Source organism: Citrobacter sp. RHBSTW-01013 (assembly GCF_013781985.1).
GTDB lineage: Bacteria > Pseudomonadota > Gammaproteobacteria > Enterobacterales > Enterobacteriaceae > Citrobacter > Citrobacter braakii.
In genome coordinates this window covers 3,722,328-3,746,029 of sequence record NZ_CP056185.1, presented here as the reverse complement: position 1 = coordinate 3,746,029, position 23,702 = coordinate 3,722,328, and the positions used below count along the sequence as shown (strand labels likewise).

20 protein-coding genes and 1 other annotated feature are annotated in these 23,702 nt (G+C 53.1%); of the genes, 12 read left to right on the top strand and 8 right to left on the bottom strand.

The genetic code is table 11. The annotated features are described in order from the left end of the window. Nucleotides 1–4: 4 nt before the first annotated feature. Nucleotides 5–1,198 (bottom strand): multidrug efflux RND transporter periplasmic adaptor subunit AcrA, encoded by a 1,194-nt coding sequence (acrA, locus tag HV350_RS18070; protein WP_016152074.1) that lies wholly within the window; start codon nt 1,196–1,198, stop codon nt 5–7. A gap of 141 nt (nt 1,199–1,339) precedes the next feature. On the opposite strand from acrA, the gene acrR reads away from it, so the two are divergent. Then, entirely contained in the window at nt 1,340–1,990 is a 651-nt protein-coding gene (gene acrR, locus HV350_RS18065) for a multidrug efflux transporter transcriptional repressor AcrR (protein WP_181629070.1), read from the top strand. A gap of 127 nt (nt 1,991–2,117) precedes the next feature. Then, nucleotides 2,118–5,483, top strand: a complete 3,366-nt coding sequence (gene mscK, locus HV350_RS18060) for a mechanosensitive channel MscK (protein WP_016152076.1) — start codon at nt 2,118–2,120, stop codon at nt 5,481–5,483. 74 nt (nt 5,484–5,557) lie between these two features. Here mscK and rsmS read toward each other — a convergent pair whose 3' ends face one another. After that, nucleotides 5,558–5,719 (bottom strand): pleiotropic regulatory protein RsmS, encoded by a 162-nt coding sequence (gene rsmS / locus HV350_RS18055; RefSeq protein ID WP_016155875.1) that lies wholly within the window; start codon nt 5,717–5,719, stop codon nt 5,558–5,560. A 14-nt stretch (nt 5,720–5,733) separates the two neighbouring features. Further along, nucleotides 5,734–6,261, bottom strand: coding sequence for a primosomal replication protein N'' (gene priC, locus HV350_RS18050; protein ID WP_103283557.1), 528 nt, complete (start codon nt 6,259–6,261; stop codon nt 5,734–5,736). Nucleotides 6,262–6,330: 69 nt separating this feature from the next. On the opposite strand from priC, the gene HV350_RS18045 reads away from it, so the two are divergent. The 8 genes from HV350_RS18045 (at nt 6,331) to hemH (ending at nt 14,498) form a co-directional block, all read left to right on the top strand. Next, nucleotides 6,331–6,708 carry a DUF454 family protein gene (locus HV350_RS18045; RefSeq protein ID WP_103284448.1) on the top strand — a complete coding sequence of 126 codons (378 nt, stop codon included), beginning with the start codon at nt 6,331–6,333 and terminating at the stop codon, nt 6,706–6,708. A 193-nt stretch (nt 6,709–6,901) separates the two neighbouring features. Beyond that, nucleotides 6,902–7,453, top strand: coding sequence for an adenine phosphoribosyltransferase (gene apt / locus HV350_RS18040; RefSeq protein ID WP_006685676.1), 552 nt, complete (start codon nt 6,902–6,904; stop codon nt 7,451–7,453). Between the two features lie 118 nt (nt 7,454–7,571). Continuing rightward, a complete protein-coding gene (gene dnaX, locus HV350_RS18035) occupies nt 7,572–9,500 on the top strand; it encodes a DNA polymerase III subunit gamma/tau (RefSeq protein ID WP_181629068.1) in 1,929 nt (642 codons plus the stop codon). Then, nucleotides 8,833–8,897, top strand: a sequence feature (DnaX frameshifting element). Its footprint overlaps the gene before it by 65 nt. 58 nt (nt 9,501–9,558) lie before the next feature. Next, a complete protein-coding gene (locus tag HV350_RS18030) occupies nt 9,559–9,888 on the top strand; it encodes a YbaB/EbfC family nucleoid-associated protein (RefSeq protein WP_003021764.1) in 330 nt (109 codons plus the stop codon). Beyond that, nucleotides 9,888–10,493, top strand: a complete 606-nt coding sequence (gene recR / locus HV350_RS18025) for a recombination mediator RecR (protein WP_016152082.1) — start codon at nt 9,888–9,890, stop codon at nt 10,491–10,493. Before HV350_RS18030 ends, recR begins: the two co-directional genes overlap by 1 nt. 110 nt (nt 10,494–10,603) lie before the next feature. Further along, nucleotides 10,604–12,478: a molecular chaperone HtpG gene (htpG, locus tag HV350_RS18020; RefSeq protein ID WP_181629066.1), complete on the top strand. Its 1,875-nt coding sequence runs from the start codon at nt 10,604–10,606 to the stop codon at nt 12,476–12,478. Between the two features lie 232 nt (nt 12,479–12,710). Continuing rightward, nucleotides 12,711–13,355, top strand: a complete 645-nt coding sequence (gene adk, locus HV350_RS18015; protein ID WP_003021773.1) for an adenylate kinase — start codon at nt 12,711–12,713, stop codon at nt 13,353–13,355. A gap of 180 nt (nt 13,356–13,535) precedes the next feature. After that, the gene (gene hemH, locus HV350_RS18010; RefSeq protein WP_049042601.1) at nt 13,536–14,498 is read left to right on the top strand and encodes a ferrochelatase; all 963 of its coding nucleotides are present in this window, start codon (nt 13,536–13,538) and stop codon (nt 14,496–14,498) included. Here hemH and aes read toward each other — a convergent pair. Continuing rightward, nucleotides 14,495–15,454: an acetyl esterase gene (aes, locus tag HV350_RS18005; RefSeq protein WP_181629064.1), complete on the bottom strand. Its 960-nt coding sequence runs from the start codon at nt 15,452–15,454 to the stop codon at nt 14,495–14,497. The two genes, hemH and aes, sit on opposite strands and share 4 nt — an antisense overlap. Nucleotides 15,455–15,606: 152 nt before the next feature. On the opposite strand from aes, the gene gsk reads away from it, so the two are divergent. Then, nucleotides 15,607–16,911, top strand: coding sequence for an inosine/guanosine kinase (gsk, locus tag HV350_RS18000; protein WP_016152086.1), 1,305 nt, complete (start codon nt 15,607–15,609; stop codon nt 16,909–16,911). A 45-nt stretch (nt 16,912–16,956) separates the two neighbouring features. Here the strand turns inward: gsk and ybaL are convergent, their stop codons facing one another. Beyond that, nucleotides 16,957–18,636, bottom strand: coding sequence for a YbaL family putative K(+) efflux transporter (ybaL, locus tag HV350_RS17995; protein ID WP_016152087.1), 1,680 nt, complete (start codon nt 18,634–18,636; stop codon nt 16,957–16,959). A 224-nt stretch (nt 18,637–18,860) separates the two neighbouring features. Continuing rightward, a complete protein-coding gene (gene fsr, locus HV350_RS17990; RefSeq protein ID WP_016155879.1) occupies nt 18,861–20,081 on the bottom strand; it encodes a fosmidomycin MFS transporter in 1,221 nt (406 codons plus the stop codon). A gap of 297 nt (nt 20,082–20,378) precedes the next feature. Between fsr and ushA the strand changes: the two genes are divergently transcribed. Then, nucleotides 20,379–22,031, top strand: a complete 1,653-nt coding sequence (ushA, locus tag HV350_RS17985) for a bifunctional UDP-sugar hydrolase/5'-nucleotidase UshA (protein WP_181629063.1) — start codon at nt 20,379–20,381, stop codon at nt 22,029–22,031. A 181-nt stretch (nt 22,032–22,212) separates the two neighbouring features. On the opposite strand, the gene ybaK is transcribed toward ushA, so the two are convergent. Further along, a complete protein-coding gene (ybaK, locus tag HV350_RS17980) occupies nt 22,213–22,692 on the bottom strand; it encodes a Cys-tRNA(Pro)/Cys-tRNA(Cys) deacylase YbaK (RefSeq protein WP_016152092.1) in 480 nt (159 codons plus the stop codon). Between the two features lie 200 nt (nt 22,693–22,892). After that, nucleotides 22,893–23,687, bottom strand: coding sequence for a TraB/GumN family protein (locus HV350_RS17975; RefSeq protein WP_019076185.1), 795 nt, complete (start codon nt 23,685–23,687; stop codon nt 22,893–22,895). Nucleotides 23,688–23,702: the final 15 nt, after the last annotated feature.

Genomic DNA, 23,702 nt, shown 5'->3' with positions numbered 1-23,702 from the left:
TAAGTTAAGACTTGGACTGTTCAGGCTGGCTACCGCTTGCAGCTTGCTGGTTGTTATCAGCGGTGATTTCCTGCGCTTTTACCTGCGCGCCAGGACGTACTTTTTGCAGCCCAGTGACAATCACGCGGTCGCCCGGTTTAAGTCCATCAGTGACTAACCATTTGTCGCCAATCGCTTGTGCGGCAACAATTTGACGGGTTTCAACTTTGTTGTCTGCACCGATAACCAATGCACTGGCATCGCCACGCGGTGTGCGGGTAACGCCTTGCTGTGGAACCAGTAATGCAGTTGGGTTAGTCCCTTCTTCCAGACGAGCACGGACGAACATACCCGGCAGTAAGGTGTGATCCGGGTTAGGGAAGATTGCGCGTAACGTAATCGACCCGGTGGTTTGATCTACCGTGACATCAGAAAATTCCAGCGTACCGGACTGCGGGAATTTAATGCCGTCATTGGTCACCAGTTCGACTTTCGCTTTACCGTTTTCTTGCTTCAGCGTGCCGTTGGCCAACTCTTGTTTCAGGCGCAGGAAATCGTTGCTTGACTGCGTCACGTCCACATAGATGGGATCCAACTGCTGAACGGTTGCCAGTGCGGTTGCCTGACCGTTTTGCACCAGAGCGCCTTCAGTAACGGATGATTTACCAATGCGGCCGCTGATCGGCGACGTCACTTTGGTATAAGCCAGATTGATGCGTGCAGTTTCTACCGCGGCTTTCGCGGCGACAACGGAGGCGTTCGCCTGCTGTGCGTCTGCCAGTGCACTATCGTAATCCTGTTGACTGATGTACTTAGTACCCAACAGTTTCTGATAACGTTTGACCGTCAGTTGAGCGATATTTGCTGCGGCTTGTGCTTTTGCCAGATCGCCTTTTGCGCTTTCATAAGCGGCCTGGTAAGTAGCAGGATCAATCTGATAGAGAGATACACCCGCTTCGATGTCACCACCTTCCGTGAAATTACGCTTCAGGATAATACCGCTAACCTGAGGACGAACTTCTGCAATGCGATACGCACTGGTGCGACCCGGGAGTTCGGTTGTTATCTGTAGAGGTTCAGTTTTGAGCGTAACAACTCCAACCTCTGGCATCTGCTGGCCCCCTTGTTGGGCCTGTTTGTCGTCACATCCTGTTAGCGCTAAGCTGCCTGAGAGCATCAGAACGACTGCCAGAGGCGTTAACCCTCTGTTTTTGTTCATATGTAAACCTCGAGTGTCCGATTTCAAATTGATCAATGGCTGAAAGCCCATAAACCCATTGCTGCGTTTATATTATCGTCGTGCTATGGTACATACATTCACAAATGTATGTAAATCTAACGCCTGTAAATTCACTGACCTATGGCACGAAAAACCAAACAACAAGCACAGGAAACTCGACAGCACATTCTCGATGTTGCTCTGCGTTTGTTTTCGCAACAAGGGGTATCATCCACCTCGCTTGCGGGGATCGCAGCAGCCGCTGGTGTCACGCGCGGCGCAATCTATTGGCATTTCAAAAACAAATCGGATTTATTCAGTGAAATCTGGGAGCTAGCAAAACCTAACATTGATGAGTTAGAGACTGAGTATCAGGCAAAATTCCCCGACGATCCACTATCAGTATTAAGAGAAATTTTAATTTACGTTCTTGAAGCTACCGTGACAGAAGAACGCCGACGTTTATTGTTGGAAATTATATTCCACAAATGCGAATTTGTCGGGGAAATGGCCTCAGTTCAGCTAGCTCAACGCAGTCTGTGTATTGAAAATTACGACCGTATCGAACAAACATTGCGGCACTGCATGAACGCCAACATGCTACCGGAAAATCTGAACACGCGTCGCGTGGCGGTGCTGCTGCGTAGTTATGTTACCGGAATTATCGAGAACTGGTTATTTGCCCCTGAATCTTTTGATCTGAAAAAAGAGGCACGGGAATACGTCGCCGTGCTGCTTGAGATGTGTCTTCTCTGCCCAACCTTGCGGGTTAACGTAACGGAAACCTGTTAACTCTCTGGGTCTGTACCAGGAATTCTCCAGGTCATTTTGCCTCCTGCTATTCTGCCGGTCACAGCCGTGATATTCTTGCCGCTTGACTATTTTCGGTCACTTTTCCGGTTCAGAAACCTTCATTCTCATGACTATGTTGCAGCTCTATAAACGTTCACAGCATCTTATTGCTATTACCATTCTTTTCTTCATTCTTTTGCTATCCTGCCAGTCATCTGCATTTGCGCGGGCGCAACAGAGTGGTGAACTGCCGACGAAAGCGGATATTCAGAGCCAGTTAGACACGCTGAATAAACAAAAAGATCTCTCCGCACAGGATAAGCTGGTTCAACAGGATCTCATCGATACCATTGCCACGCTGGATAAAATCGATCGTGTGAAGGATGAAACCGTACAGCTTCGGCAAAAAGTTGCCCAGGCGCCGGAGAAAATGCGTCAGGCGACGGATGCGCTAAATTCGCTTAGCGATGTCGATAATGACGATGAAACGCGAAAAACGCTGAGTACGCTCTCCTTACGACAGCTTGAGTCGCGCGTGTCGCAGGTCCTGGATGACCTGCAAAGCTCGCAAAACGATCTGGCCGCTTACAACAGCCAACTGGTATCGCTGCAGACACAGCCAGAGCGTGTACAAAATGCGATGTACACCGCGTCGCAACAGATGCAGCAAATCCGCAATCGACTCGATGGCACCACTGTGGGAGAGGCGGCTTTACGCCCCAGCCAGCAGGTGCTGCTGCAGGCGCAGCAAGCGTTGCTGAACGCGCAGATCGACCAGCAGCGTAAGAGCCTCGAAGGGAATACCGTTTTGCAGGATACCCTGCAAAAACAACGCGATTATGTGACGGCGCACAGTAACCGCCTTGAACACCAGCTCCAGCTCCTGCAAGAGGCGGTGAACAGCAAACGACTGACGTTAACCGAAAAGACGGCACAGGAAGCGGTAACGCCGGACGAAGCCGAGCGTATTCAGTCCAATCCGTTAGTGAAGCAGGAACTTGATGTTAACCATCAGCTCAGCCAGCGCCTGATTGCCGCGACTGAAAACGGCAACAGCCTGATGCAGCAAAATATCAAGGTCAAAAACTGGCTTGACCGCGCGCTGCAATCCGAACGCAACATTAAAGAGCAGATCGCCGTTCTGAAAGGCAGTCTGCTGCTGTCGCGCATTTTATATCAGCAACAACAAACGCTGCCGTCGGCGGATGAGCTTGCCGATATGACCAACCGGATCGCCGATTTGCGTCTGGAGCAGTTCGAAGTCAACCAGCAGCGCGATACGTTGTTCCAGAATGATGCGTTTGTCGCCAAACTGGAAGAAGGACACAGCAACGACGTTAACCCTGAAGTCCATGATGCCCTGCTGCAGGTCGTGGATATGCGTCGTGAACTGTTGGATCAGCTAAATAAGCAGCTGGGCAACCAGTTGATGATGGCGATTAATCTGCAAATCAACCAGCAGCAGTTAATGAGCGTGTCGAAAAACCTGAAAGAGATCCTCACGCAACAAATCTTCTGGGTTAACAGTAACCGTCCGATGGACTGGGACTGGATCAAAGCCTTCCCGCAAACCCTAAAAGACCAGTTTAAGTCGATGAAAATCACGGTGAACTGGGAAAAAGCCTGGCCCGCCGTGTTTATTGCGTTCCTGGCAGGGCTGCCGCTGCTGCTTATCGCCGGGTTAATCCGCTGGCGTTTGAAGTGGCTGAAGGATTATCAGGCAAAATTAGCCGCCGCGGTGGGGAACCTGCGCAATGACAGTCAGCTTAATACGCCAAAAGCGATTCTGATCGATCTCATCAGAGCCTTGCCGGCGTGTCTGATTATCCTCGCGGTGGGTCTGATTCTGCTGACTATGCAACTGAATATTAGCGACCTGCTGTGGGCGTTCAGTAAGAAGATGACCATCTTCTGGCTGGTGTTTGGTCTGTGCTGGAAGGTGCTGGAAAAAGATGGCGTGGCGATACGTCATTTTGGCATGCCAGCGAAGCAGACCAGCCACTGGCGTCGCCAGATTGTGCGTATTAGCCTTGCGCTGTTGCCGCTTAACTTCTGGTCGGTCATTGCTGAGCTGTCGCCGCTTAATTTGATGGACGATGTGCTTGGCCAGGTGGTCATTTTCCTCAACCTGCTGCTGATCGCCTTCCTGGTATGGCCAATGTGCCGCGAAAGCTGGCGTGACAAAGAGTCGCATGGTCTGCGTCTGGTCACTATTACCGTGCTGTCTATTATTCCGATTGCATTAATGGTGCTGACGGCGACAGGGTATTTCTACACCACGCTGCGCCTGGCGGGCCGCTGGATTGAAACGGTCTATCTGGTTATCCTCTGGAATCTGCTGTACCAGACGGTACTGCGAGGGTTGAGCGTAGCGGCTCGCCGTATCGCCTGGCGTCGTGCGTTAGCGCGTCGTCAGAACCTGGTGAAAGAAGGGGCCGAAGGCGCAGAGCCGCAGGAAGAACCGACTATTGCGCTGGAACAGGTTAACCAGCAAACGCTGCGTATAACCATGCTGGTGATGGTTGCCCTGTTTGGTGTTCTGTTCTGGGCCATTTGGTCTGATTTGATAACCGTGTTCAGCTATCTCGACAGCATAACGCTCTGGCATTACAACGGCACCGAAGCGGGTGCGGCAGTGGTGAAAGACGTCACCATGGGCAGCCTGTTGTTTGCGATTATTGCGTCAATGGTCGCGTGGGCGCTGATCCGCAACTTACCCGGCCTGCTGGAAGTGCTGGTGCTCTCGCGACTGAAGATGCGCCAGGGGGCTTCTTATGCGATCACCACGATCCTGAATTACGCCATCATCGCCATCGGTGCGATGACGGTCTTCGGATCGCTCGGCGTTTCGTGGGATAAGCTACAGTGGCTGGCCGCTGCTCTCTCGGTTGGTCTTGGTTTCGGCTTGCAGGAAATTTTCGGTAACTTTGTTTCCGGTCTGATTATTCTGTTTGAACGCCCGGTACGCATCGGCGATACCGTGACCATCGGTACGTTCTCCGGAACGGTCAGCAAGATTCGTATCCGTGCCACCACCATTACTGACTTCGATCGTAAAGAGGTGATCATCCCGAACAAAGCATTCGTGACGGAGCGTTTGATCAACTGGTCGCTCTCCGATACCACCACGCGTCTGGTGATCCGCATTGGCGTGGCCTATGGTTCGGATCTGGACAAAGTGAAGAAGGTGCTGTTGCAGGCGGCGACAGAACACCCGAAAGTGATGCACGATCCGGAGCCTGCAGTGTTCTTTACTGCCTTCGGCGCCAGCACGCTGGATCATGAGCTGCGTTTATACGTGCGTGAATTGCGCGATCGTAGCCACACGGTTGATGAACTTAACCGGGCGGTCGATCGTTTGTGCCGTGAAAATGACATTGATATCGCCTTTAACCAGCTCGAAGTTCATCTGCATAACGCGAAAGGTGACACCGTGACCGAGGTTAAACGTGACATCATTAAAGGTGACGATCCGACGCCTTCGGTAGGTTAACAGAAATAATCATCAGGCCTGCGAGCTTCGATTCATTCGTAGGCCTGATAAGTGCAAAGCCATCAGGTTTTCAGTTACAGCTCTTTTTTAGATAAAGAGAGTAGTTTCTTCTCGTAATCCTGCTTCACAATCTCCAGTGCTTTCAGAACTGTTTCAGGCTCCATCTGATTCTCTTCAAGCAGGACAATCAAATCGACGGCCAGTTTGACTTCATCTGGGGCGTTCTCTAATGACATAAATTCTCCGGGGATTAGCGGGTTAAACGCGCCAGCATGTTATCTATTCTTGCCAGTGCATGACGACAGCGTGCCAGTCGTGCTTCGAATGCCTCTACTTCGCGATGCAGTTTTTGCTGTTCTTCAAAGCCTGTAACCTGTGCCAGGCGTTCTTTACGTTCACGCGTCATTTCAACCAGGCGGCGCTCAAACTCCTGGTGTTGAACTCGCTTACGCTGCCAGCGCGCCAGACCAGGAGAGGCGCAGTCCCACTCCCGGAGCGACCAACTGGCGGTTTCACGTGAAATCGCCTCTAACTGTGAGGCAAGGTGTTCCGTAAGCCAGGTAATTTGTGGTAGTTGTTGCTGTTCAACTGCGCGACGTAGAGCAGTGAGATTATCATCAGCTTCATCCAGACAGGCCTGTAGCAACGTGCTGCGGGTGTGAAACAGATGCCTGTCAAAGCGGGCGCTAAGCGTGGCATGGTGTGCCAGTGGGGCACAACGCTGCCGCAAGCGGTTAAGCTGGTTTTCGAGCGTCTGAAGCAGCATGACGGTTTTCACGACAACACTCCGATGAAAATGAGAACTGTTATGATAAAGTAGCGATTCTCTGTGTTAAGTATTCATATTATGCAACGCATTATTCTAATCATCATAGGCTGGATAGCGGTAGTGTCAGGAACGCTTGGCGTTGTATTGCCTCTGTTGCCGACAACGCCGTTTATCTTGCTGGCCGCCTGGTGTTTTGCTCGCTCGTCGCCGCGTTTTCACGACTGGTTGCTGTACCGTTCGTGGTTCGGCGGGTATCTGCGCCACTGGCAAAAACACCGCGCGATGCCGCCGGGAGCAAAGCCGCGCGCTATTTTGTTGATCCTGGTAACGTTTAGTATTTCACTGTGGCTGGTCAATATGATGTGGGTACGCGGCCTGCTGCTGGTTATTCTCGCCTGTTTACTGATTTTTATGTGGCGGATCCCGGTGATTGATGAAAAACAACAAAAGCAGTAAAGCGCAATAAACGCTGTTGCAATTGTCTCTCACAGCCAGTAAATTCGACCGTTTTCGAGCACAGGCGCAGGTGGTCAAAGGTTAAGCAAATATAACCTTGGCTCTTATACAGACACAAAATCATTCAAGATACGTCGAGGATGAAGTGTATAGTGCGCCGTGAAGTAATACTGTATTAATCAGGCACAAACTTATGACCGCGACTGCACAGCAGCTTGAGTTTCTCAAAAATAGCATCAAAAGCATCCACGATTACCCAAAACCGGGCATTCTTTTTCGTGATGTCACCAGTTTACTGGAAGACCCGAAAGCCTACGCCCTCAGTATTGAATTGCTGGTTGAACGCTACAAAAATGCGGGTATCACTAAAGTGGTTGGTACCGAAGCGCGTGGCTTCCTGTTTGGCGCGCCGGTAGCGTTGGGTCTGGGCGTTGGTTTTGTTCCGGTACGTAAACCCCGTAAGCTTCCGCGTGAAGTTATTGCTGAGAGCTATGAGCTGGAATACGGCACCGATCAACTGGAAATCCACGTTGATGCCATCAAACCTGGTGATAAAGTCCTGGTTGTGGACGACCTGTTGGCAACCGGCGGCACGATTGAAGCGACCGTGAAACTGATCCGCCGTCTGGGTGGCGAAGTGACCGATGCTGCATTTATCATTAACCTGTTTGATCTGGGTGGCGAGCAGCGTCTGGAAAAGCAGGGACTGACCTGTTATAGCCTGGTTCCATTCCCGGGCCACTAATTTCGGGCTATCTTATCTCGGCAGATTAATACCGAGACACACAACCTCGCCGTCGCTGCGAGGTTGTGTTAGCATTATCTCCCTGTGAATCCACCCTCCAGCCTTTCAGAGCCTGCCAATGAGTTATCAGGTCTTAGCCCGAAAATGGCGCCCACAAACCTTTGCTGACGTCGTCGGCCAGGAACATGTGCTGACGGCACTGGCGAACGGCTTGTCGTTAGGGCGTATTCATCATGCTTATTTGTTTTCCGGCACCCGTGGCGTCGGGAAAACGTCAATCGCCCGTTTGCTGGCGAAGGGATTAAACTGTGAAACCGGCATCACCGCTACGCCGTGCGGCGTGTGTGATAACTGCCGTGAAATCGAGCAGGGGCGCTTTGTCGATCTGATTGAAATCGACGCCGCCTCACGCACCAAAGTCGAAGACACCCGTGACCTGCTGGATAACGTCCAGTACGCGCCAGCGCGCGGTCGCTTTAAGGTCTATTTGATTGACGAAGTGCACATGCTGTCGCGCCACAGTTTTAACGCCTTGCTGAAAACGCTCGAAGAGCCGCCCGCACACGTTAAGTTCCTGCTGGCGACCACCGATCCGCAGAAGCTGCCGGTGACTATCCTGTCGCGCTGTCTGCAATTCCATCTTAAAGCGTTGGATGTCGAACAGATTCGCCATCAGCTTGAGCATATCCTCAAAGAAGAGCATATCGCCCATGAGCCACGTGCGTTGCAACTGCTGGCTCGCGCCGCGGACGGCAGCCTGCGCGATGCGCTGAGCCTGACCGATCAAGCGATCGCCAGCGGCGATGGTCAGGTCTCGACCGACGCGGTCAGCACCATGCTTGGTACGCTGGACGACGACCAGGCGCTTTCGCTGGTTGAAGCGGTTGTGGCTGCGGACGGCGAACGCGTTATGACGCTGGTGAACGATGCCGCCGCGCGCGGTATTGAATGGGAAGCGCTACTGGTTGAGATGTCGGCTCTGCTGCATCGTATTGCCATGGTTCAGCTTTCACCTGCCGCGCTCGGCAGCGATATGGCCGCCATTGAACAGCGTATGCGCGAACTGGCGCGAATCGTCCCGCCAACCGATGTGCAGCTTTACTACCAGACCCTGTTAATCGGGCGCAAAGAACTGCCGTATGCGCCGGACAGGCGAATGGGCGTTGAAATGACGCTGCTACGTGCGCTGGCTTTTCATCCGCGCATGCCGCTCCCGGAACCTGAAGCCCCGCGACAGTCTTTTGCCCCGGTCGCCCCCACTGCGGTGATGAACCCGACGCAGGTGCCGCAGCAGCCTGCGGCAGCGCAACAGCAACAGAATGTACCGCTCTCCGATGCTACCAGCCAGGTGCTGGCGGCACGCAGCCAGCTGCAACGCGCTCAGGGAGCAACCAAACCAAAAAAGAGTGAACCGGCAGCCGCTTCCCGCGCGCGGCCGGTGAATAATGCTGCGCTGGAAAGACTGGCTTCGGTGTCGGAACGTGTTCAGGCGCGTCCAGCTGTCTCTGCGCTGGAAAAAGCGCCAGCGAAGAAAGAAGCGTATCGCTGGAAAGCGACCAATCCTGTTGCAGAAGTCAAAGAAGTCGTCGCTACGCCGAAAGCGCTGAAAAAAGCGCTTGAGCATGAAAAAACGCCAGAACTGGCGGCAAAGCTGGCGGCTGAGGCCATCGAACGCGACCCGTGGGCCGCACAGGTAAGCCAGCTCTCGCTGCCTAAACTGGTGGAGCAGGTGGCGCTTAATGCCTGGAAAGAAGAGAATGGCAACGTGGTTTGCCTGCACCTGCGTTCCACGCAGCGACACCTTAACTCCAGCGGCGCGCAGCAAAAACTGGCCGAAGCATTGAGTTCCTTAACAGGGTCAACGGTTGAATTGACCATCGTTGAAGATGATAATCCAGCGGTGCGCACGCCGCTGGAGTGGCGTCAGGCCATTTATGAAGAGAAACTCGCGCAGGCGCGTGAGTCGATTATTGCGGATAATAACATTCAGACGCTGCGTCGTTTTTTCGATGCGGACCTGGACGAAGGGAGTATTCGCCCCATTTGATCGTCAGCCATTACGGTTTGACGGTCGTCATCCCTTAACGTGATTGAGAGAGAAGCCTATGTTTGGTAAAGGCGGTCTGGGTAACCTGATGAAACAGGCCCAGCAGATGCAAGAAAAAATGCAGCAGATGCAGGAAGAAGTCGCCAAGCTGGAAGTGACCGGCGAATCTGGCGCTGGTCTGGTAAAAGTAACCATCAACGGCGCGCATAACTGCCGTCGTGTGGAGATCGATCCAAGCCTGCTGGAAGACGACAAAGAGATGCTGGAAGACTTGGTTGCTGCGGCATTCAACGACGCCGCGCGCCGTATTGAAGAGACGCAGAAAGAGAAGATGGCCTCTGTTTCCTCCGGAATGCAGCTGCCGCCTGGCTTTAAGATGCCGTTCTGATGCAAACCAGCCCGCTGTTAACTCAGCTTATGGAAGCTCTGCGCTGTCTGCCGGGCGTTGGCCCGAAGTCTGCGCAGCGCATGGCGTTCACGCTGCTTCAGCGCGATCGCAGCGGCGGGATGCGTCTGGCGCAGGCGTTAACGAAGGCGATGTCGGAAATCGGCCACTGTGCCGATTGCCGCACATTCACAGAACAGGACGTCTGCAACATCTGCTCGAACCCGCGTCGCCAGGAAAACGGTCAGATTTGCGTGGTGGAGAGTCCGGCGGACATCTACGCCATTGAGCAAACCGGGCAATTTTCCGGACGTTACTTCGTGCTGATGGGACACCTGTCGCCGCTGGACGGTATTGGCCCTGATGATATCGGACTGGATCGTCTTGAGCAGCGGCTGGCATCTGAGCAAATCAGCGAACTGATCCTGGCGACCAATCCCACGGTCGAAGGAGAGGCGACCGCCAACTATATTGCTGAGCTTTGCATGCAATATGACGTTGAAGCCAGCCGTATCGCCCATGGCGTTCCGGTTGGTGGCGAGCTGGAAATGGTCGATGGCACCACGCTGTCGCACTCTCTGGCAGGACGACACAAGATTAAATTCTGAACAAACGGAGGCCGCGACGGCGGCTTCCGCTTGAAATCCTTCCCGCTTGTCCCCATTTCACCCTCAACCTGTTTTTACCATTGAAAATGGCATTGTTGAGGTAGACCTACATGAAAGGACAAGAAACTCGTGGTTTTCAGTCAGAAGTAAAACAGCTTCTGCACCTGATGATCCATTCTCTGTATTCCAATAAAGAAATCTTCCTGCGTGAGCTTATCTCTAACGCCTCGGATGCGGCAGACAAGCTGCGTTTTCGCGCACTGTCTAACCCGGACCTGTATGAAGGTGACGGTGAGCTGCGTGTGCGTGTTTCCTTCGATAAAGATAAGCGTACGTTGACCATTGCCGATAACGGCGTGGGGATGAACCGTGATGACGTTATCGATCATCTAGGGACCATTGCGAAATCCGGCACTAAATCTTTCCTTGAATCCATGGGGTCCGATCAGGCGAAAGACAGCCAGTTGATCGGCCAGTTCGGGGTTGGCTTCTACTCTGCGTTCATCGTGGCGGATAAAGTCACCGTGCGTACCCGCGCAGCGGGTGATAAACCGGAAAACGGCGTGTTCTGGGAATCTGCGGGTGAAGGTGAGTACACCGTTGCCGACATCACCAAAGACGATCGCGGCACCGAAATCACGCTGCATCTGCGCGAAGGCGAAGACGAGTTCCTTGATGACTGGCGCGTACGTTCCATCATCAGCAAATATTCCGACCATATCGCGCTGCCGGTAGAGATCGAAAAATCCGAAGAGAAAGACGGCGAGACCGTGGTTTCCTGGGAAAAGATCAACAAGGCGCAGGCGCTGTGGACCCGTAACAAGTCGGAAATCAAAGACGACGAGTACAACGAATTCTACAAACATATCGCGCACGACTTCACTGATCCGCTGACCTGGAGTCATAACCGTGTGGAAGGTAAGCAGGAGTACACCAGCCTGCTGTACATCCCGTCTCAGGCTCCGTGGGATATGTGGAACCGCGATCACAAGCATGGTCTGAAACTGTACGTTCAGCGCGTGTTCATTATGGACGACGCCGAGCAGTTTATGCCGAATTACCTGCGCTTTGTGCGTGGCCTGATAGATTCTAACGATCTGCCGCTGAACGTTTCTCGTGAGATCCTGCAGGACAGCACCGTCACCCGTAACCTGCGTAGCGCGCTGACCAAACGCGTACTGCAGATGCTGGAAAAACTGGCGAAAGACGACGCGGAAAAATACCAGACCTTCTGGAAACAGTTCGGCCTGGTACTGAAAGAAGGTCCGGCGGAAGACAACGCTAACCAGGAAACGATCGCTAAGCTGATGCGCTTCGCGTCCACGCACACTGACTCCTCCGCACAAACCGTGTCGCTGGAAGACTACGTGTCGCGTATGAAAGAAGGGCAGGAGAAAATCTACTACATCACCGCAGACAGCTATGCGGCGGCGAAGAGCAGCCCGCACCTGGAACTGTTGCGTAAGAAAGGCATCGAAGTGCTGCTGCTTTCTGACCGTATCGATGAGTGGATGATGAACTACCTGACCGAGTTCGACGGTAAGGCATTCCAGTCCGTAGCCAAAGCTGACGAGTCCATCGACAAGCTGGCGGATGACGTTGACGAATCGACAAAAGAAGCGGAAAAAGCGCTGACGCCGTTCGTTGAGCGCGTGAAAACCCTGCTGGGCGATCGCGTAAAAGAAGTGCGTCTGACTCACCGTCTGACCGACACGCCGGCCATCGTTACCACCGATGCGGACGAAATGAGCACCCAGATGGCGAAACTGTTCGCTGCTGCCGGCCAGGCCGTACCGGAAGTGAAATATATCTTTGAACTCAACCCGGATCACGTGCTGGTCAAACGCACGGCGGATACCCAGGACGAAGCGCAGTTCAAAGAGTGGGTTGAACTGCTGCTGGATCAGGCGCTGTTTGCTGAACGCGGCACGCTGGAAGATCCGAACCAGTTCATTCGTCGTATGAACCAGTTGCTGGTGTCCTGATAGCCGTAAGGTAATGCCGGATGATGCTAACGCGTGTCCGGCTTACACCATCTCGTCGATCCCTGGCCGGATATGGTGTTTACACCGCGATCCGGCATTTTCTCTCCTCATTTTTAATTTTCCCACCGTTAACCGTTTCAGCGTCGGGCGTCTTCCTTGAGCCAATTGCGTGATGGTGGTATCGTTTAGCGCTTTTTAAAAAATATCGACAACCTTTAAGGGGATTTTCGTAATGCGTATCATTCTGCTTGGCGCTCCGGGCGCGGGTAAAGGAACTCAGGCTCAGTTCATCATGGAGAAGTATGGTATTCCGCAAATCTCCACCGGTGATATGCTGCGTGCTGCCGTGAAATCTGGCTCCGAGCTGGGCAAACAAGCGAAAGACATCATGGACGCCGGTAAGCTGGTGACTGATGAGCTGGTGATCGCGCTGGTAAAAGAGCGTATTGCTCAGGAAGACTGCCGTAATGGTTTCCTGCTTGATGGCTTCCCGCGTACTATTCCGCAGGCTGATGCCATGAAAGAAGCAGGCATCAACGTGGACTACGTTCTTGAATTCGACGTTCCGGACGAGCTGATCGTTGACCGTATCGTGGGTCGTCGCGTACACGCTGCTTCTGGCCGCGTTTACCACATCAAATTCAACCCGCCTAAGGTTGAAGGCAAAGACGACGTGACCGGCGAAGAGCTGACCACCCGTAAAGACGATCAGGAAGAGACCGTACGTAAGCGCCTGGTGGAATACCATCAGATGACCGCTCCGCTGATCGGCTACTACTCTAAAGAAGCGCAGGCGGGTAACACCAAATACGCGAAAGTTGACGGCACCCAGGCTGTGGCTGACGTTCGCGCAGCGCTGGAAAAAATCCTCGGTTAAGTTTTAGCGCAGTCAATGCCGGATGGCGGTGTAAACACCTTATCCGGCCTACGATTTTATGTAGGCCTGATAAGCGCAGCGCCATCAGGCAAATTCTCGTCTTACCTTTCACAGCAATTAGTTCTTCTTTATCGCTTTTCCGCTACAATTATCAACAATTTGAATCGATAAGAGGCGGTAATGCGTCAGACGAAAACCGGTATCCTGCTGGCAAACCTCGGCACTCCCGATGCCCCAACCCCCGAAGCCGTTAAGCGCTACCTGCGCCAGTTTTTAAGCGATCAACGCGTAGTCGATACGTCACCTGCGCTGTGGTGGCCGCTGCTGCGTGGTGTGATTTTGCCGCTACGTGCGCCACGCGTGGCAAAGCTGTACCAGTCAATCTGGATGGAAGACGGTTCCCCGCTGATGGTCTACAGCAGAGCGCAACAGCAGGCGCTGGCGCAACGTCTGCCAAATACGCCTGTCGCGCTGGGGATGAGCTACGGTTCACCGTCGCTTGAAAACGCGGTCGATGAACTGCTGGCAAGCGGAGTTGAACACATGGTGGTGTTACCGCTGTACCCGCAATATTCCTGTTCTACCGTGGCGGCAGTCTGGGATGAACTGGCGCGAATCTTAGCGCGTAAACGCAGTATTCCTGGTATCTCATTTATTCGTGATTACGCTGATGACAGCAGCTACATTGATGCGCTGGCCAAGAGCGCCCGTGATTCGTTTGCTCAACATGGTGAACCCGATTTGCTGCTGCTTTCCTATCACGGCATTCCGCAGCGCTACGCCGATGAAGGCGATGACTACCCGCAGCGTTGTCGCGATACGACTCGTGAGCTGGTTTCAGCGCTTGGCTTGCCGCCGGAAAAAGTGATGATGACCTTCCAGTCTCGTTTTGGCCGTGAACCGTGGTTGACGCCATATACCGATGAAACGTTAAAAATGCTGGCGGAGAAAGGGACCCGACATATCCAGGTCATGTGTCCGGGCTTCGCGGCTGATTGTCTCGAAACGCTGGAAGAGATAGCGGTGCAAAACCGGGAGATTTTCCTTGAGGCTGGCGGGAAGCAATATGAGTATATTCCGGCGCTGAATGCCACACCGGAACATATCGAAATGATGGTTAAACTGACCGCAGCCTACCGTTAAAGCTGCGCTCTGAAGTAACGCGCGCCCTCCCGCAACGCATCGTCGGCGGTTTTCATCATCCGCGAATAGTGCAGGAAGGCGTGCAACGTGCCGGGGTACATTTTGTACTGGCAGGGCTGCTGATGCGCCTGTAGCGTCTGGAACAATAAGCGGCTGTCGTCAATCAGCGGATCAAACTCCGCACCGGCGATAAAGCACGGCGGCACGTCGCGCGTCAGGTCGTTATTAAACAGGCAATAGTACGGTGATTCGCGATCGTCGGCGCTACGCAGGTACGCGTTTTCGTACATCTGCAGATCCTCGCGAGTTAAACCATCCCAGGCTCCGCCCATTAGCCGTCGGCTCAGTGAATCCTGCAGGCCGTAAAGTCCATACCACAACAGCACGCCAGCCACCTTGCCGCAGGCAATTTGTTTATCCCGCAACCACAACGCGCTGGCAAGCGCCAGCATGGCCCCGGCGGAATCGCCCGCAAAACCAATATGATTCACATTAAGGGAATAATCGCCAGCGTGCTGATAAAAGTACTGACAGACGGCGACAATCTCTTCGATGGCTTGCGGGTAGCGGGCCTCTGGCGCAAGCGAATAGTCGATGCCAATGATCGTGCACTGCGTATAGCGCGCCAGTAAACGCATAATGCGATCGTGGGTATCCAGATTACCGAGAATAAAACCGCCGCCGTGCAGGTAATATAGCGTCGCCTGGCTATGGGGCAGCGGAGCGTAAATTCGTGTGGCAACGGGGCCGCATGCGGTGGAAATAACACATTCTCGGGTATTCATCTGTGGGGCATCGGCATTCCACAACTGCCGTTCATGAATGTAGTGTTTACGCTGGGCCACGAAGTCATCGGCAGCGGGCCACGGCGGCAAATCTTCGCGATGGAAATTCACTACACTTTTCATTTCATCCGAAATGTTGTCGAGTACGGGGATCTTGTTTTCCGGCTTCATAAAGCGCTCCTTGTGAAGGTGAGTTATTGTAGAAATTCATCCCGGATAAACTGCGATCTCACCGTCCGATATTGAAACTCAGCGCCGCATCGCATGCGCAGCGGGGAATGTGCTACCATGCATCGCTCAGCTAACCACCCGTAAAATCGACCATGAAATTTCCCGGTAAACGTAAATCCAAACACTATTTTCCCGTCAGCGCGCGCGATCCGTTGCTGCAACAAATTCAGCCAGAAAATGAAACCAGCGCAGCCTGGGTGGTGGGTATTGACCAGACGCTGGTGGATATTGAAGCCAAAGTTGATGATAACTTTGTAAAACGTTATGGATTAAGTGCCGGGCACTCTCTGGTGATTGCAGATGATGTCGCTGAAGCGCTCTACCAGGAACTGGTACGTGAAAATTTGATCACCCATCAGTTTGCGGGCGGTACTATCGGTAATACGATGCACAACTACTCCGTGCTGGCGGATGACCGCTCGGTGCTGCTGGGTGTGATGTGCAGCAATATCGAGATTGGCAGCTATGCGTACCGCTATTTATGCAATACCTCCAGTCGTACCGATCTGAACTACCTGCAGGGCGTAGATGGACCGATTGGTCGCTGCTTTACGCTGATTGGCGAGTCCGGTGAGCGTACCTTTGCAATCAGCCCTGGGCATATGAACAAGCTGCGGGCGGATAGCATCCCTGAATCGGTGATTGCCGGAGCGTCCGCGCTGGTGCTGACATCCTATCTGGTGCGCTGCGAGCCGGGCGAGCCAATGCCGGAAGCGACCATGAAGGCGATCGAATTTGCTAAAAAACACAATGTACCGGTGGTACTGACGCTGGGCACCAAATTTGTCATTGCCGATAATCCGCAGTGGTGGCAGGCATTCCTGAAAGAGCATGTCTCAATTCTGGCGATGAATGAAGAAGAGGCCGAAGCGCTGACCGGCGAAAACGATCCGCTGCTGGCGTCCGACAAGGCGCTGGATTGGGTGGATCTGGTGCTGTGCACAGCGGGTCCGGCGGGTCTTTATATGGCGGGCTTTACGGAAGAAGAAGTCAAACGTAAAACCCAGCATCCGCTGCTGCCTGGGGCCATTGCCGAATTCAACCAGTACGAGTTTAGCCGCGCCATGCGCCATAAAGATTGTACCAATCCGCTGCGTGTGTATTCGCACATCGCACCGTATATGGGCGGGCCAGAGAAGATCATGAATACCAACGGCGCTGGCGACGGCGCGCTGGCGGCATTACTGCATGATATTACCGCTAACAGCTATCACCGCAGCAACGTGCCTAACTCCAGCAAGCACAAGTTCACCTGGCTGACCTATTCGTCGTTAGCCCAGGTGTGTAAATATGCGAATCGCGTGAGTTATCAGGTGCTGAACCAGCATTCCCCGCGCCTGACGCGCGGTTTGCCGGAACGCGAAGATAGTCTCGAAGAGTCGTACTGGGATCGTTAAATCATGCACATGCCGGATAAGCGATAGCGTCATCCGGCAACGACATCAGCCTGTAACGACCACCTCACCAGCAGGCGGCGTTTCAATCAGCTCCAGCATGGTACGGGCGATTTCACGCTCACCCATGACGACCTGATTGGCGCCGCGTTCGGTAATGTATTCCACCTCGTCGTCATAATGCGCGCGGGCGATAATTTCAATCGACGGGCACTTCTCGCGTGCTGAAGCGACAATTTCACCCGCTTCATAGCCATTGGGAATGGTCAGCAGCAGCCAGCGTGCGCAATCCAGATGCGCCAGATTCATAATTTCTTCGTTGGCGGCATTCCCCAGCACCGCGCGGATCCCGCGCTCGCGCAGTTCATCCACTCGGGTGCGTGAGGTTTCGATAACTACCAGCGGGATCCCCGCAGCCATCAATTTCTCGCCCAGCAGGCTACCGACGCGCCCAAAGCCAACCAGCAGGGCGTGATTGCAGATATCCACCGGAATTTGCTTCTCTTCTTCAATAGCCTCTTCCAGCGTCTGTTCTTCCAGCGTTTCTGTTTTGGCGAGATATTTTTCTAACACCGCGAACAGCACCGGGTTAAGCATGATGGACAGGATCGCCCCCGCCAGCACCAGATTCTGTCCGGCCTGCGGCAGCAGGTTTAACGCCATGCCCAGACCCGCCAGGATAAAGGCAAATTCACCAATCTGCGCCAGGCTGGTGGCAATGGTGAGCGCTGTGCGTTGGGAGTGACCAAACAGGCGCACCAGGAAATAGGCGGCAAGGGATTTACCAAAGATGATAATCGCCAGCGTGCCCAGTACCGCCAGCGGCTGCTGAATCAGAATCATGGGATCAAAGAGCATCCCGACGGAAACGAAGAACAGTACGGCGAACGCATCGCGCAGCGGCAGGGTGTCATGCGCCGCACGGTGACTCAGTTCAGATTCGTTCAGCACCATGCCGGCGAAGAATGCCCCCAGTGCAAAGGAGACATCGAACAGCTCCACTGCGCCAAATGCGATACCTAATGCGAGGGCGAGGACTGACAGGGTAAACAGTTCGCGTGAGCCGGTTGCGGCGCTACGGGCCATAATCCACGGTACCAGGCGACGACCGACCAGCATCATAATTGCGATAAACGCCACCACCTTACCGATGGTAATGCCCATATCTACGGCCAGCGAGGCAAAGCCGACATCTTCTTTTTCCAGCATTCCAGCGACGGCTGGCAGGAGAACCAGCGTCAGCACCATCATCAGGTCTTCGACAATCAGCCAGCCAATGGCGATTTGCCCGCGCTGACTGTCAATGAGCTGCCTTTCTTCAAGCGCACGCAATAGCACCACGGTACTGGCGGTTGAAAGACACAGACCAAACACGATCCCTACCATCAGCGACCAGCCCATCACCGCTGAAAGCGCCATGCCCAGCAGCGTTGCCACCGCTATCTGGGCAATCGCGCCGGGAATGGCGATAGACTTTACCGCCATCAAATCCTTCAGCGAAAAGTGCAGCCCCACGCCGAACATCAGCAGGATTACGCCAAGCTCGGCCAGTTCAGGCGCTAACTTGGTATCAGCAACAAAACCAGGTGTAAATGGACCGGCCAGAACGCCCGCTAACAGATATCCCACCAGAGGAGAAATACGTAGTTTATTGGCAATCATGCCTAATATAAAAGCGAGCACAAGGCCGCCGACAATGGTGGTGATAAGCGGGGTGGCGTGATGCATTCCGTCTCCTTTGGTTGCTGTGATAATCCTGAAAACTCAAACGACGAGTAATAGTTTATGACAATTTTGATGTTTTTGTTTGTGAATAATTATTGAATTTTGATGAAAATAGGATTTTAGACGTAAAAAAGCACGGATCGGAAAAGTACAGCGGTATGTGAGAGGCAAAGGCTGATGGCTGCTGTAAGTCTGACGGCCAAAATTTACTTTTGGCCGTCAGGAAATCACGCTTTATGTCGGTTATCAGGTAAGAATATGGTCAGTATCCCCAGTAGTGGCAGGAAAGCACATATTTTGTAGACCAAATCGATGCTGGTATGGTCGGCAATCAGCCCTAACACCGCGGCTCCCAAGCCGCCCATGCCGAAGGCAAAACCGAAAAATAGCCCAGAAACCATGCCGATACGGCCAGGAAGCAGTTCCTGCGCGTAGACCAGAATGGCAGAAAACGCCGATGCGAGGATAAAACCAATGATCACGGTTAAAATCCCGGTCCATTCCAGCGTTGCGTAGGGTAAAAAGAGGGTAAAGGGTGCTACGCCGAGGATAGAGCCCCAAATAACATATTTTCTGCCAATTTTATCGCCCAATGGTCCACCAATCACCGTCCCGGCTGCGACGGCAAACAGGAAGGCAAACAGGTGAAACTGGGCATTTTGTACCGATAATCCGAATTTTTGCATCAGATAAAAGGTGTAATAGCTGCTGATGCTCGCCATATAGAAGTATTTGGAGAAAATCAGCACCAGCAGGATGCTTACCGCCAGTACCACTTTATTCCGTGGTAACGGATTCACGATGGCGACTTTCGGTTTTCCTTTACTCATCCGGTGCTGCGCGGCATACCAACGGCTGATTTGCGCCAGGACGACAATCGCTAATAACGCAGCCAGCACAAACCAGGCCACATTACCCTTACCATATGGCGCGATGATGACAGCCGCCAGTAACGGTCCCAGAGAGCTACCGAAGTTGCCGCCAACCTGGAAAATTGACTGGGCAAGACCGTGACGACCGCCGGAGGCCATTCGCGCCACGCGGGATGATTCCGGGTGAAATACCGAAGAGCCGGTACCAACCAGCGCTGCGGCGAGCAGGACCATATGGAAACTGCCGGCCATGGCCAGCAAAACAAGCCCACTCAGCGTGAAGCACATCCCAATGGGCAGCGACCACGGCATTGGGTATTTATCCGTCCAGTAACCCACAACCGGTTGCAGCAGTGAGGAAGCAAGCTGGAAGGTCAGGGTAATCATCCCTATCTGCATAAACGTCAGCGAGAACTCTGACTGCAATAGCGGATAAATCGCCAGGATCAGCGACTGGATCATATCGTTTAGCAGATGGGAGAGGCTGATTGCCCCTAAAATGCCAAATGAGGTGCGTGCTTTAGCAACCGACGCTGACGCGCCAGCCACTGGCTGGGTTGGTTCACTTATTGCCATAGAAAGTCACTTCTGTTTGGGTTGCGATTATGAGGGTAATCTAATTTGTTATTATTACCTGACTAACATACCTGCGGAAGGTGTTTGAAGGAAGTCTCATTTCTGAAAACATTTTCGGCTATTATTTTCAGTAGCTGTAATTTTATGCCCGAACTAATTCGACTTACAGGCAGGCGGCAAACGCGAGAGTCCCAGGAGCTTACTGCATAAGCGACAGGGGGAAGTGAGCGCAGCCAACGCACATGTAATTTGAAGGATAACGGGTATGGCGGTTGATATTGAGTCAGGGAGTGAAATATGAAGTTTTTAAAACGGGGCGTGGCGCTGGCGTTATTTGCCGCATTTGCGCTGGCAGGTCAACCTGCACAGGCGTACGAAAAAGATAAAACCTACAAAATTACCATTCTGCATACCAACGATCATCACGGTCACTTCTGGCGCAGCGAATACGGTGAATACGGGCTGGCGGCACAAAAAACGCTGGTGGACGGTATTCGTAAAGAGGTGGCTGAGGAAGGAGGCAGTGTACTGCTGCTTTCCGGTGGCGACATTAATACCGGCGTACCGGAGTCCGATCTGCAGGATGCGGAACCTGATTTTCGCGGAATGAACCTGATTGGCTATGATGCGATGGCGGTCGGAAACCACGAGTTTGATAATCCGCTTAGCGTATTGCGCCAGCAGGAAAAATGGTCCAAATTCCCGTTTCTCTCGGCCAATATCTATCAGAAAAGCACCGGCGAGCGTTTGTTTAAGCCGTGGGCCATCTTTAAGCGCCAGGATTTAAAAATTGCCGTACTCGGTTTAACCACTGACGATACGGCGAAAATTGGCAACCCAGAGTTCTTTACCGATATTGAGTTCCGTAAACCTGCTGATGAAGCCAAACTGGTTATCCAGGAACTGAACATGGGGGAAAAGCCGGACATCATTATTGCGACCACCCATATGGGACATTATGACAATGGCAATCACGGCTCGAACGCGCCTGGCGACGTAGAAATGGCGCGCAGCCTGCCGGCGGGATCGCTGGCAATGATTGTGGGTGGTCACTCGCAGGATCCGGTATGTATGGCCGCGGAAAACAAGAAGCAGGTTGATTACGTACCGGGTACGCCGTGTGCGCCAGACAAGCAAAACGGGATCTGGATTGTGCAGGCGCATGAGTGGGGGAAATACGTGGGGCGGGCGGACTTTGAGTTCCGCAATGGCGAAATGAAAATGGTTAATTACCAGCTCATCCCCGTCAACCTTAAGAAAAAAGTGACCTGGGACAACGGTAAAAGTGAGCGCGTACTCTACACCCCGGAAATTGCAGAAAATCAGCAAATGCTTTCTCTGCTGACGCCGTTCCAGAATAAAGGTAAAGCGCAGCTCGACGTGAAAATTGGTAGCGTCAATGCGCGCCTCGAAGGCGACCGTAGCAAAGTCCGTTTCGTGCAGACCAACATGGGGCATTTACTGCTGGCTGCGCAAATGGCGCGAACCAGCGCTGATTTTGGCGTGATGAGCGGCGGCGGTATCCGTGACTCCATCGAAGGCGGTGATATCACCTATAAGAGCGTGCTGAAAGTGCAGCCGTTCGGTAACATCGTGGTGTACGCCGACATGAGCGGGAAAGAGGTGATTGACTATCTGACCGCCGTGGCGCAAATGAAGCCGGATTCCGGGGCCTATCCGCAGTTTGCCAATGTCAGCTTCGTGGCGAAAGACGGCAAGCTTAACGATTTGAAAATTAAAGGCGAACCCGTTGATCCAGCCAAAACCTATCGCATGGCAACGCTGAGCTTCAATGCCACCGGCGGCGATGGCTATCCGCAAATTGATAACAAGCCTGGCTATGTAAATACCGGGTTTATTGATGCGGAAGTGCTGAAAGAGTACGTGCAGAAGAACTCACCGCTCGATGCTGGTGCGTATGAGCCGAAGGGCGAGGTAAGCTGGCAGTAACAGGGCAATTTGGGGCATCATTTTATCCGCTCCTCCGGGCCGCCCTTCATGGCGGCCCAATAATCCTACTTATTACCTCTATGCTCCGGTTCCTGCACGCTGGCCGAGTCCAAACTGTCTTCACCAATCACACCCTGTAATCGCAGTAGGCTCAATTGCCGTATCACCGGGCAAAAGACAATTAATCACGGCGTGCGATATCGGCGAATTTCGCATCCAGAATTTTCGCCAAATCGCCCGCTGCCAGTTCAATATCCAGCCCGCGTTTGCCGCCGGACACATAAATGGTGTCAAACGTCTGGGCGGGAGCGTCGATGAGCGTCGGCAATCTTTTTTTCTGCCCCAGCGGGCTGATGCCGCCTACCAGATACCCGGTGGTTCGCTGCGCGATCATCGGATCGGCCATATCGACCTTTTTGGCTCCCAACGCCCTGGCGACTTTTTTGAGATCCAGTTGACCGGCTACCGGCGTAACGGCAACCGCCAGGTGCTTCATATCGCCATTCACGGCAACCAGTAGCGTTTTGTAGACCTGGTCCGCATTCAGACCTAACTTGCGTACCACTTCGTCACCAAAGTTCGTCTCGGACGGATCGTGATCGTAGGTGTGGATCTGGAAAGAAATTTTGTTTTTTTCGAGTAATTTAACGGCGGGTGTCATAGCAATTTTCCTGGCCCAGACAAAATACGACACAAGCATACGCCTGATGTCTGTCTAAAAAATAGTACCATCTTGCGCAATAGTGTTGGCAGGATGATGACTTTGAGCGACAATCGAACTACACCGATGCTTTAAGCGTCGGGATCATAATAATGATGAAATTCCTCTTTGACGGGCCAATAGCAATATTGGCCATTTTTTTACCGTAACATCTCCGGCAAATTTCCTTCTCCATACAAATGCAGCGCACCAACGGCCACGACATAGTGACCGGCGGGCATCGCCCTGAGTCGATCGCGCCAGGCCGCATTACGCTGATGCATCAAAACGTCATACAGCGACTGGCTAAAAGTATTGGGTAGATTGAGTTCGCTATTGCGTGGCGGCGTTTTAAGCCACCAGCCCATCATCTGTTGTAGCAGTCTGGCATTGGTGTGCCAGTGCGTCAGGGTATCGTCCAGCAGAGCCAGTCCGTTATCGGGTAACTGACACAACAGCTCGATTTGGCTGGATGCGCCTTCCAGCTCGATTATGGGTTTATGCACCTGTTTTGCCGCATTCAGAAGTTGGTAATCAATGCCGTATTCTGCCCGCAACCCCAACTGCTGCGCCTGCGTTGCCTGCAAGACCATGGCGATTTGCCACAGCGGCTGTGTAGACAGCAGGGAAGGGGAAATACCCAGCTCGTCGGTGACTTTGTGCAGATTATCTAGCAGCTCTGGGCTGATGCGCTCTTCCAGTGCGGCAAAGGTCGGAAGGTTGGCAAACGGCGCGTCGTCGCCGGAAACATCGGCTTCGACAATGAGCGCATCGGCACGCTGGAGCTTTTTGAGTAATTTGGCAGGCAGAGGCGCCATATCGCGGCTGCCCATGTGAATACTGCCAATCAGATGAAAATGGCGGTTTCCGGGCAAGGAGATGTCGATGGCAGGCCAGGTATAGTGGTTGCCGCGTAGCGCGGTGAAAAATGATTTTACCCGGTACAACAGATCCATACGGCCTCCCTAAGT

Bases quoted from the DNA above. Each gene is read 5' to 3' on its own strand.
- ybaK (WP_016152092.1), bottom strand. From the start codon at position 22,692: ATGACACCCGCCGTTAAATTACTCGAAAAAAACAAAATTTCTTTCCAG.
- apt (WP_006685676.1), top strand. From the start codon at position 6,902: ATGACCGCGACTGCACAGCAGCTTGAGTTTCTCAAAAATAGCATCAAA.
- fsr (WP_016155879.1), bottom strand. From the start codon at position 20,081: ATGGCAATAAGTGAACCAACCCAGCCAGTGGCTGGCGCGTCAGCGTCG.
- gsk (WP_016152086.1), top strand. From the start codon at position 15,607: ATGAAATTTCCCGGTAAACGTAAATCCAAACACTATTTTCCCGTCAGC.
- ushA (WP_181629063.1), top strand. From the start codon at position 20,379: ATGAAGTTTTTAAAACGGGGCGTGGCGCTGGCGTTATTTGCCGCATTT.
- ybaL (WP_016152087.1), bottom strand. From the start codon at position 18,636: ATGCATCACGCCACCCCGCTTATCACCACCATTGTCGGCGGCCTTGTG.
- htpG (WP_181629066.1), top strand. From the start codon at position 10,604: ATGAAAGGACAAGAAACTCGTGGTTTTCAGTCAGAAGTAAAACAGCTT.
- rsmS (WP_016155875.1), bottom strand. From the start codon at position 5,719: ATGTCATTAGAGAACGCCCCAGATGAAGTCAAACTGGCCGTCGATTTG.
- HV350_RS18045 (WP_103284448.1), top strand. From the start codon at position 6,331: ATGCAACGCATTATTCTAATCATCATAGGCTGGATAGCGGTAGTGTCA.
- aes (WP_181629064.1), bottom strand. From the start codon at position 15,454: ATGAAGCCGGAAAACAAGATCCCCGTACTCGACAACATTTCGGATGAA.
- HV350_RS17975 (WP_019076185.1), bottom strand. From the start codon at position 23,687: ATGGATCTGTTGTACCGGGTAAAATCATTTTTCACCGCGCTACGCGGC.
- mscK (WP_016152076.1), top strand. From the start codon at position 2,118: ATGACTATGTTGCAGCTCTATAAACGTTCACAGCATCTTATTGCTATT.
- acrA (WP_016152074.1), bottom strand. From the start codon at position 1,198: ATGAACAAAAACAGAGGGTTAACGCCTCTGGCAGTCGTTCTGATGCTC.
- hemH (WP_049042601.1), top strand. From the start codon at position 13,536: ATGCGTCAGACGAAAACCGGTATCCTGCTGGCAAACCTCGGCACTCCC.
- dnaX (WP_181629068.1), top strand. From the start codon at position 7,572: ATGAGTTATCAGGTCTTAGCCCGAAAATGGCGCCCACAAACCTTTGCT.
- acrR (WP_181629070.1), top strand. From the start codon at position 1,340: ATGGCACGAAAAACCAAACAACAAGCACAGGAAACTCGACAGCACATT.
- adk (WP_003021773.1), top strand. From the start codon at position 12,711: ATGCGTATCATTCTGCTTGGCGCTCCGGGCGCGGGTAAAGGAACTCAG.
- recR (WP_016152082.1), top strand. From the start codon at position 9,888: ATGCAAACCAGCCCGCTGTTAACTCAGCTTATGGAAGCTCTGCGCTGT.
- HV350_RS18030 (WP_003021764.1), top strand. From the start codon at position 9,559: ATGTTTGGTAAAGGCGGTCTGGGTAACCTGATGAAACAGGCCCAGCAG.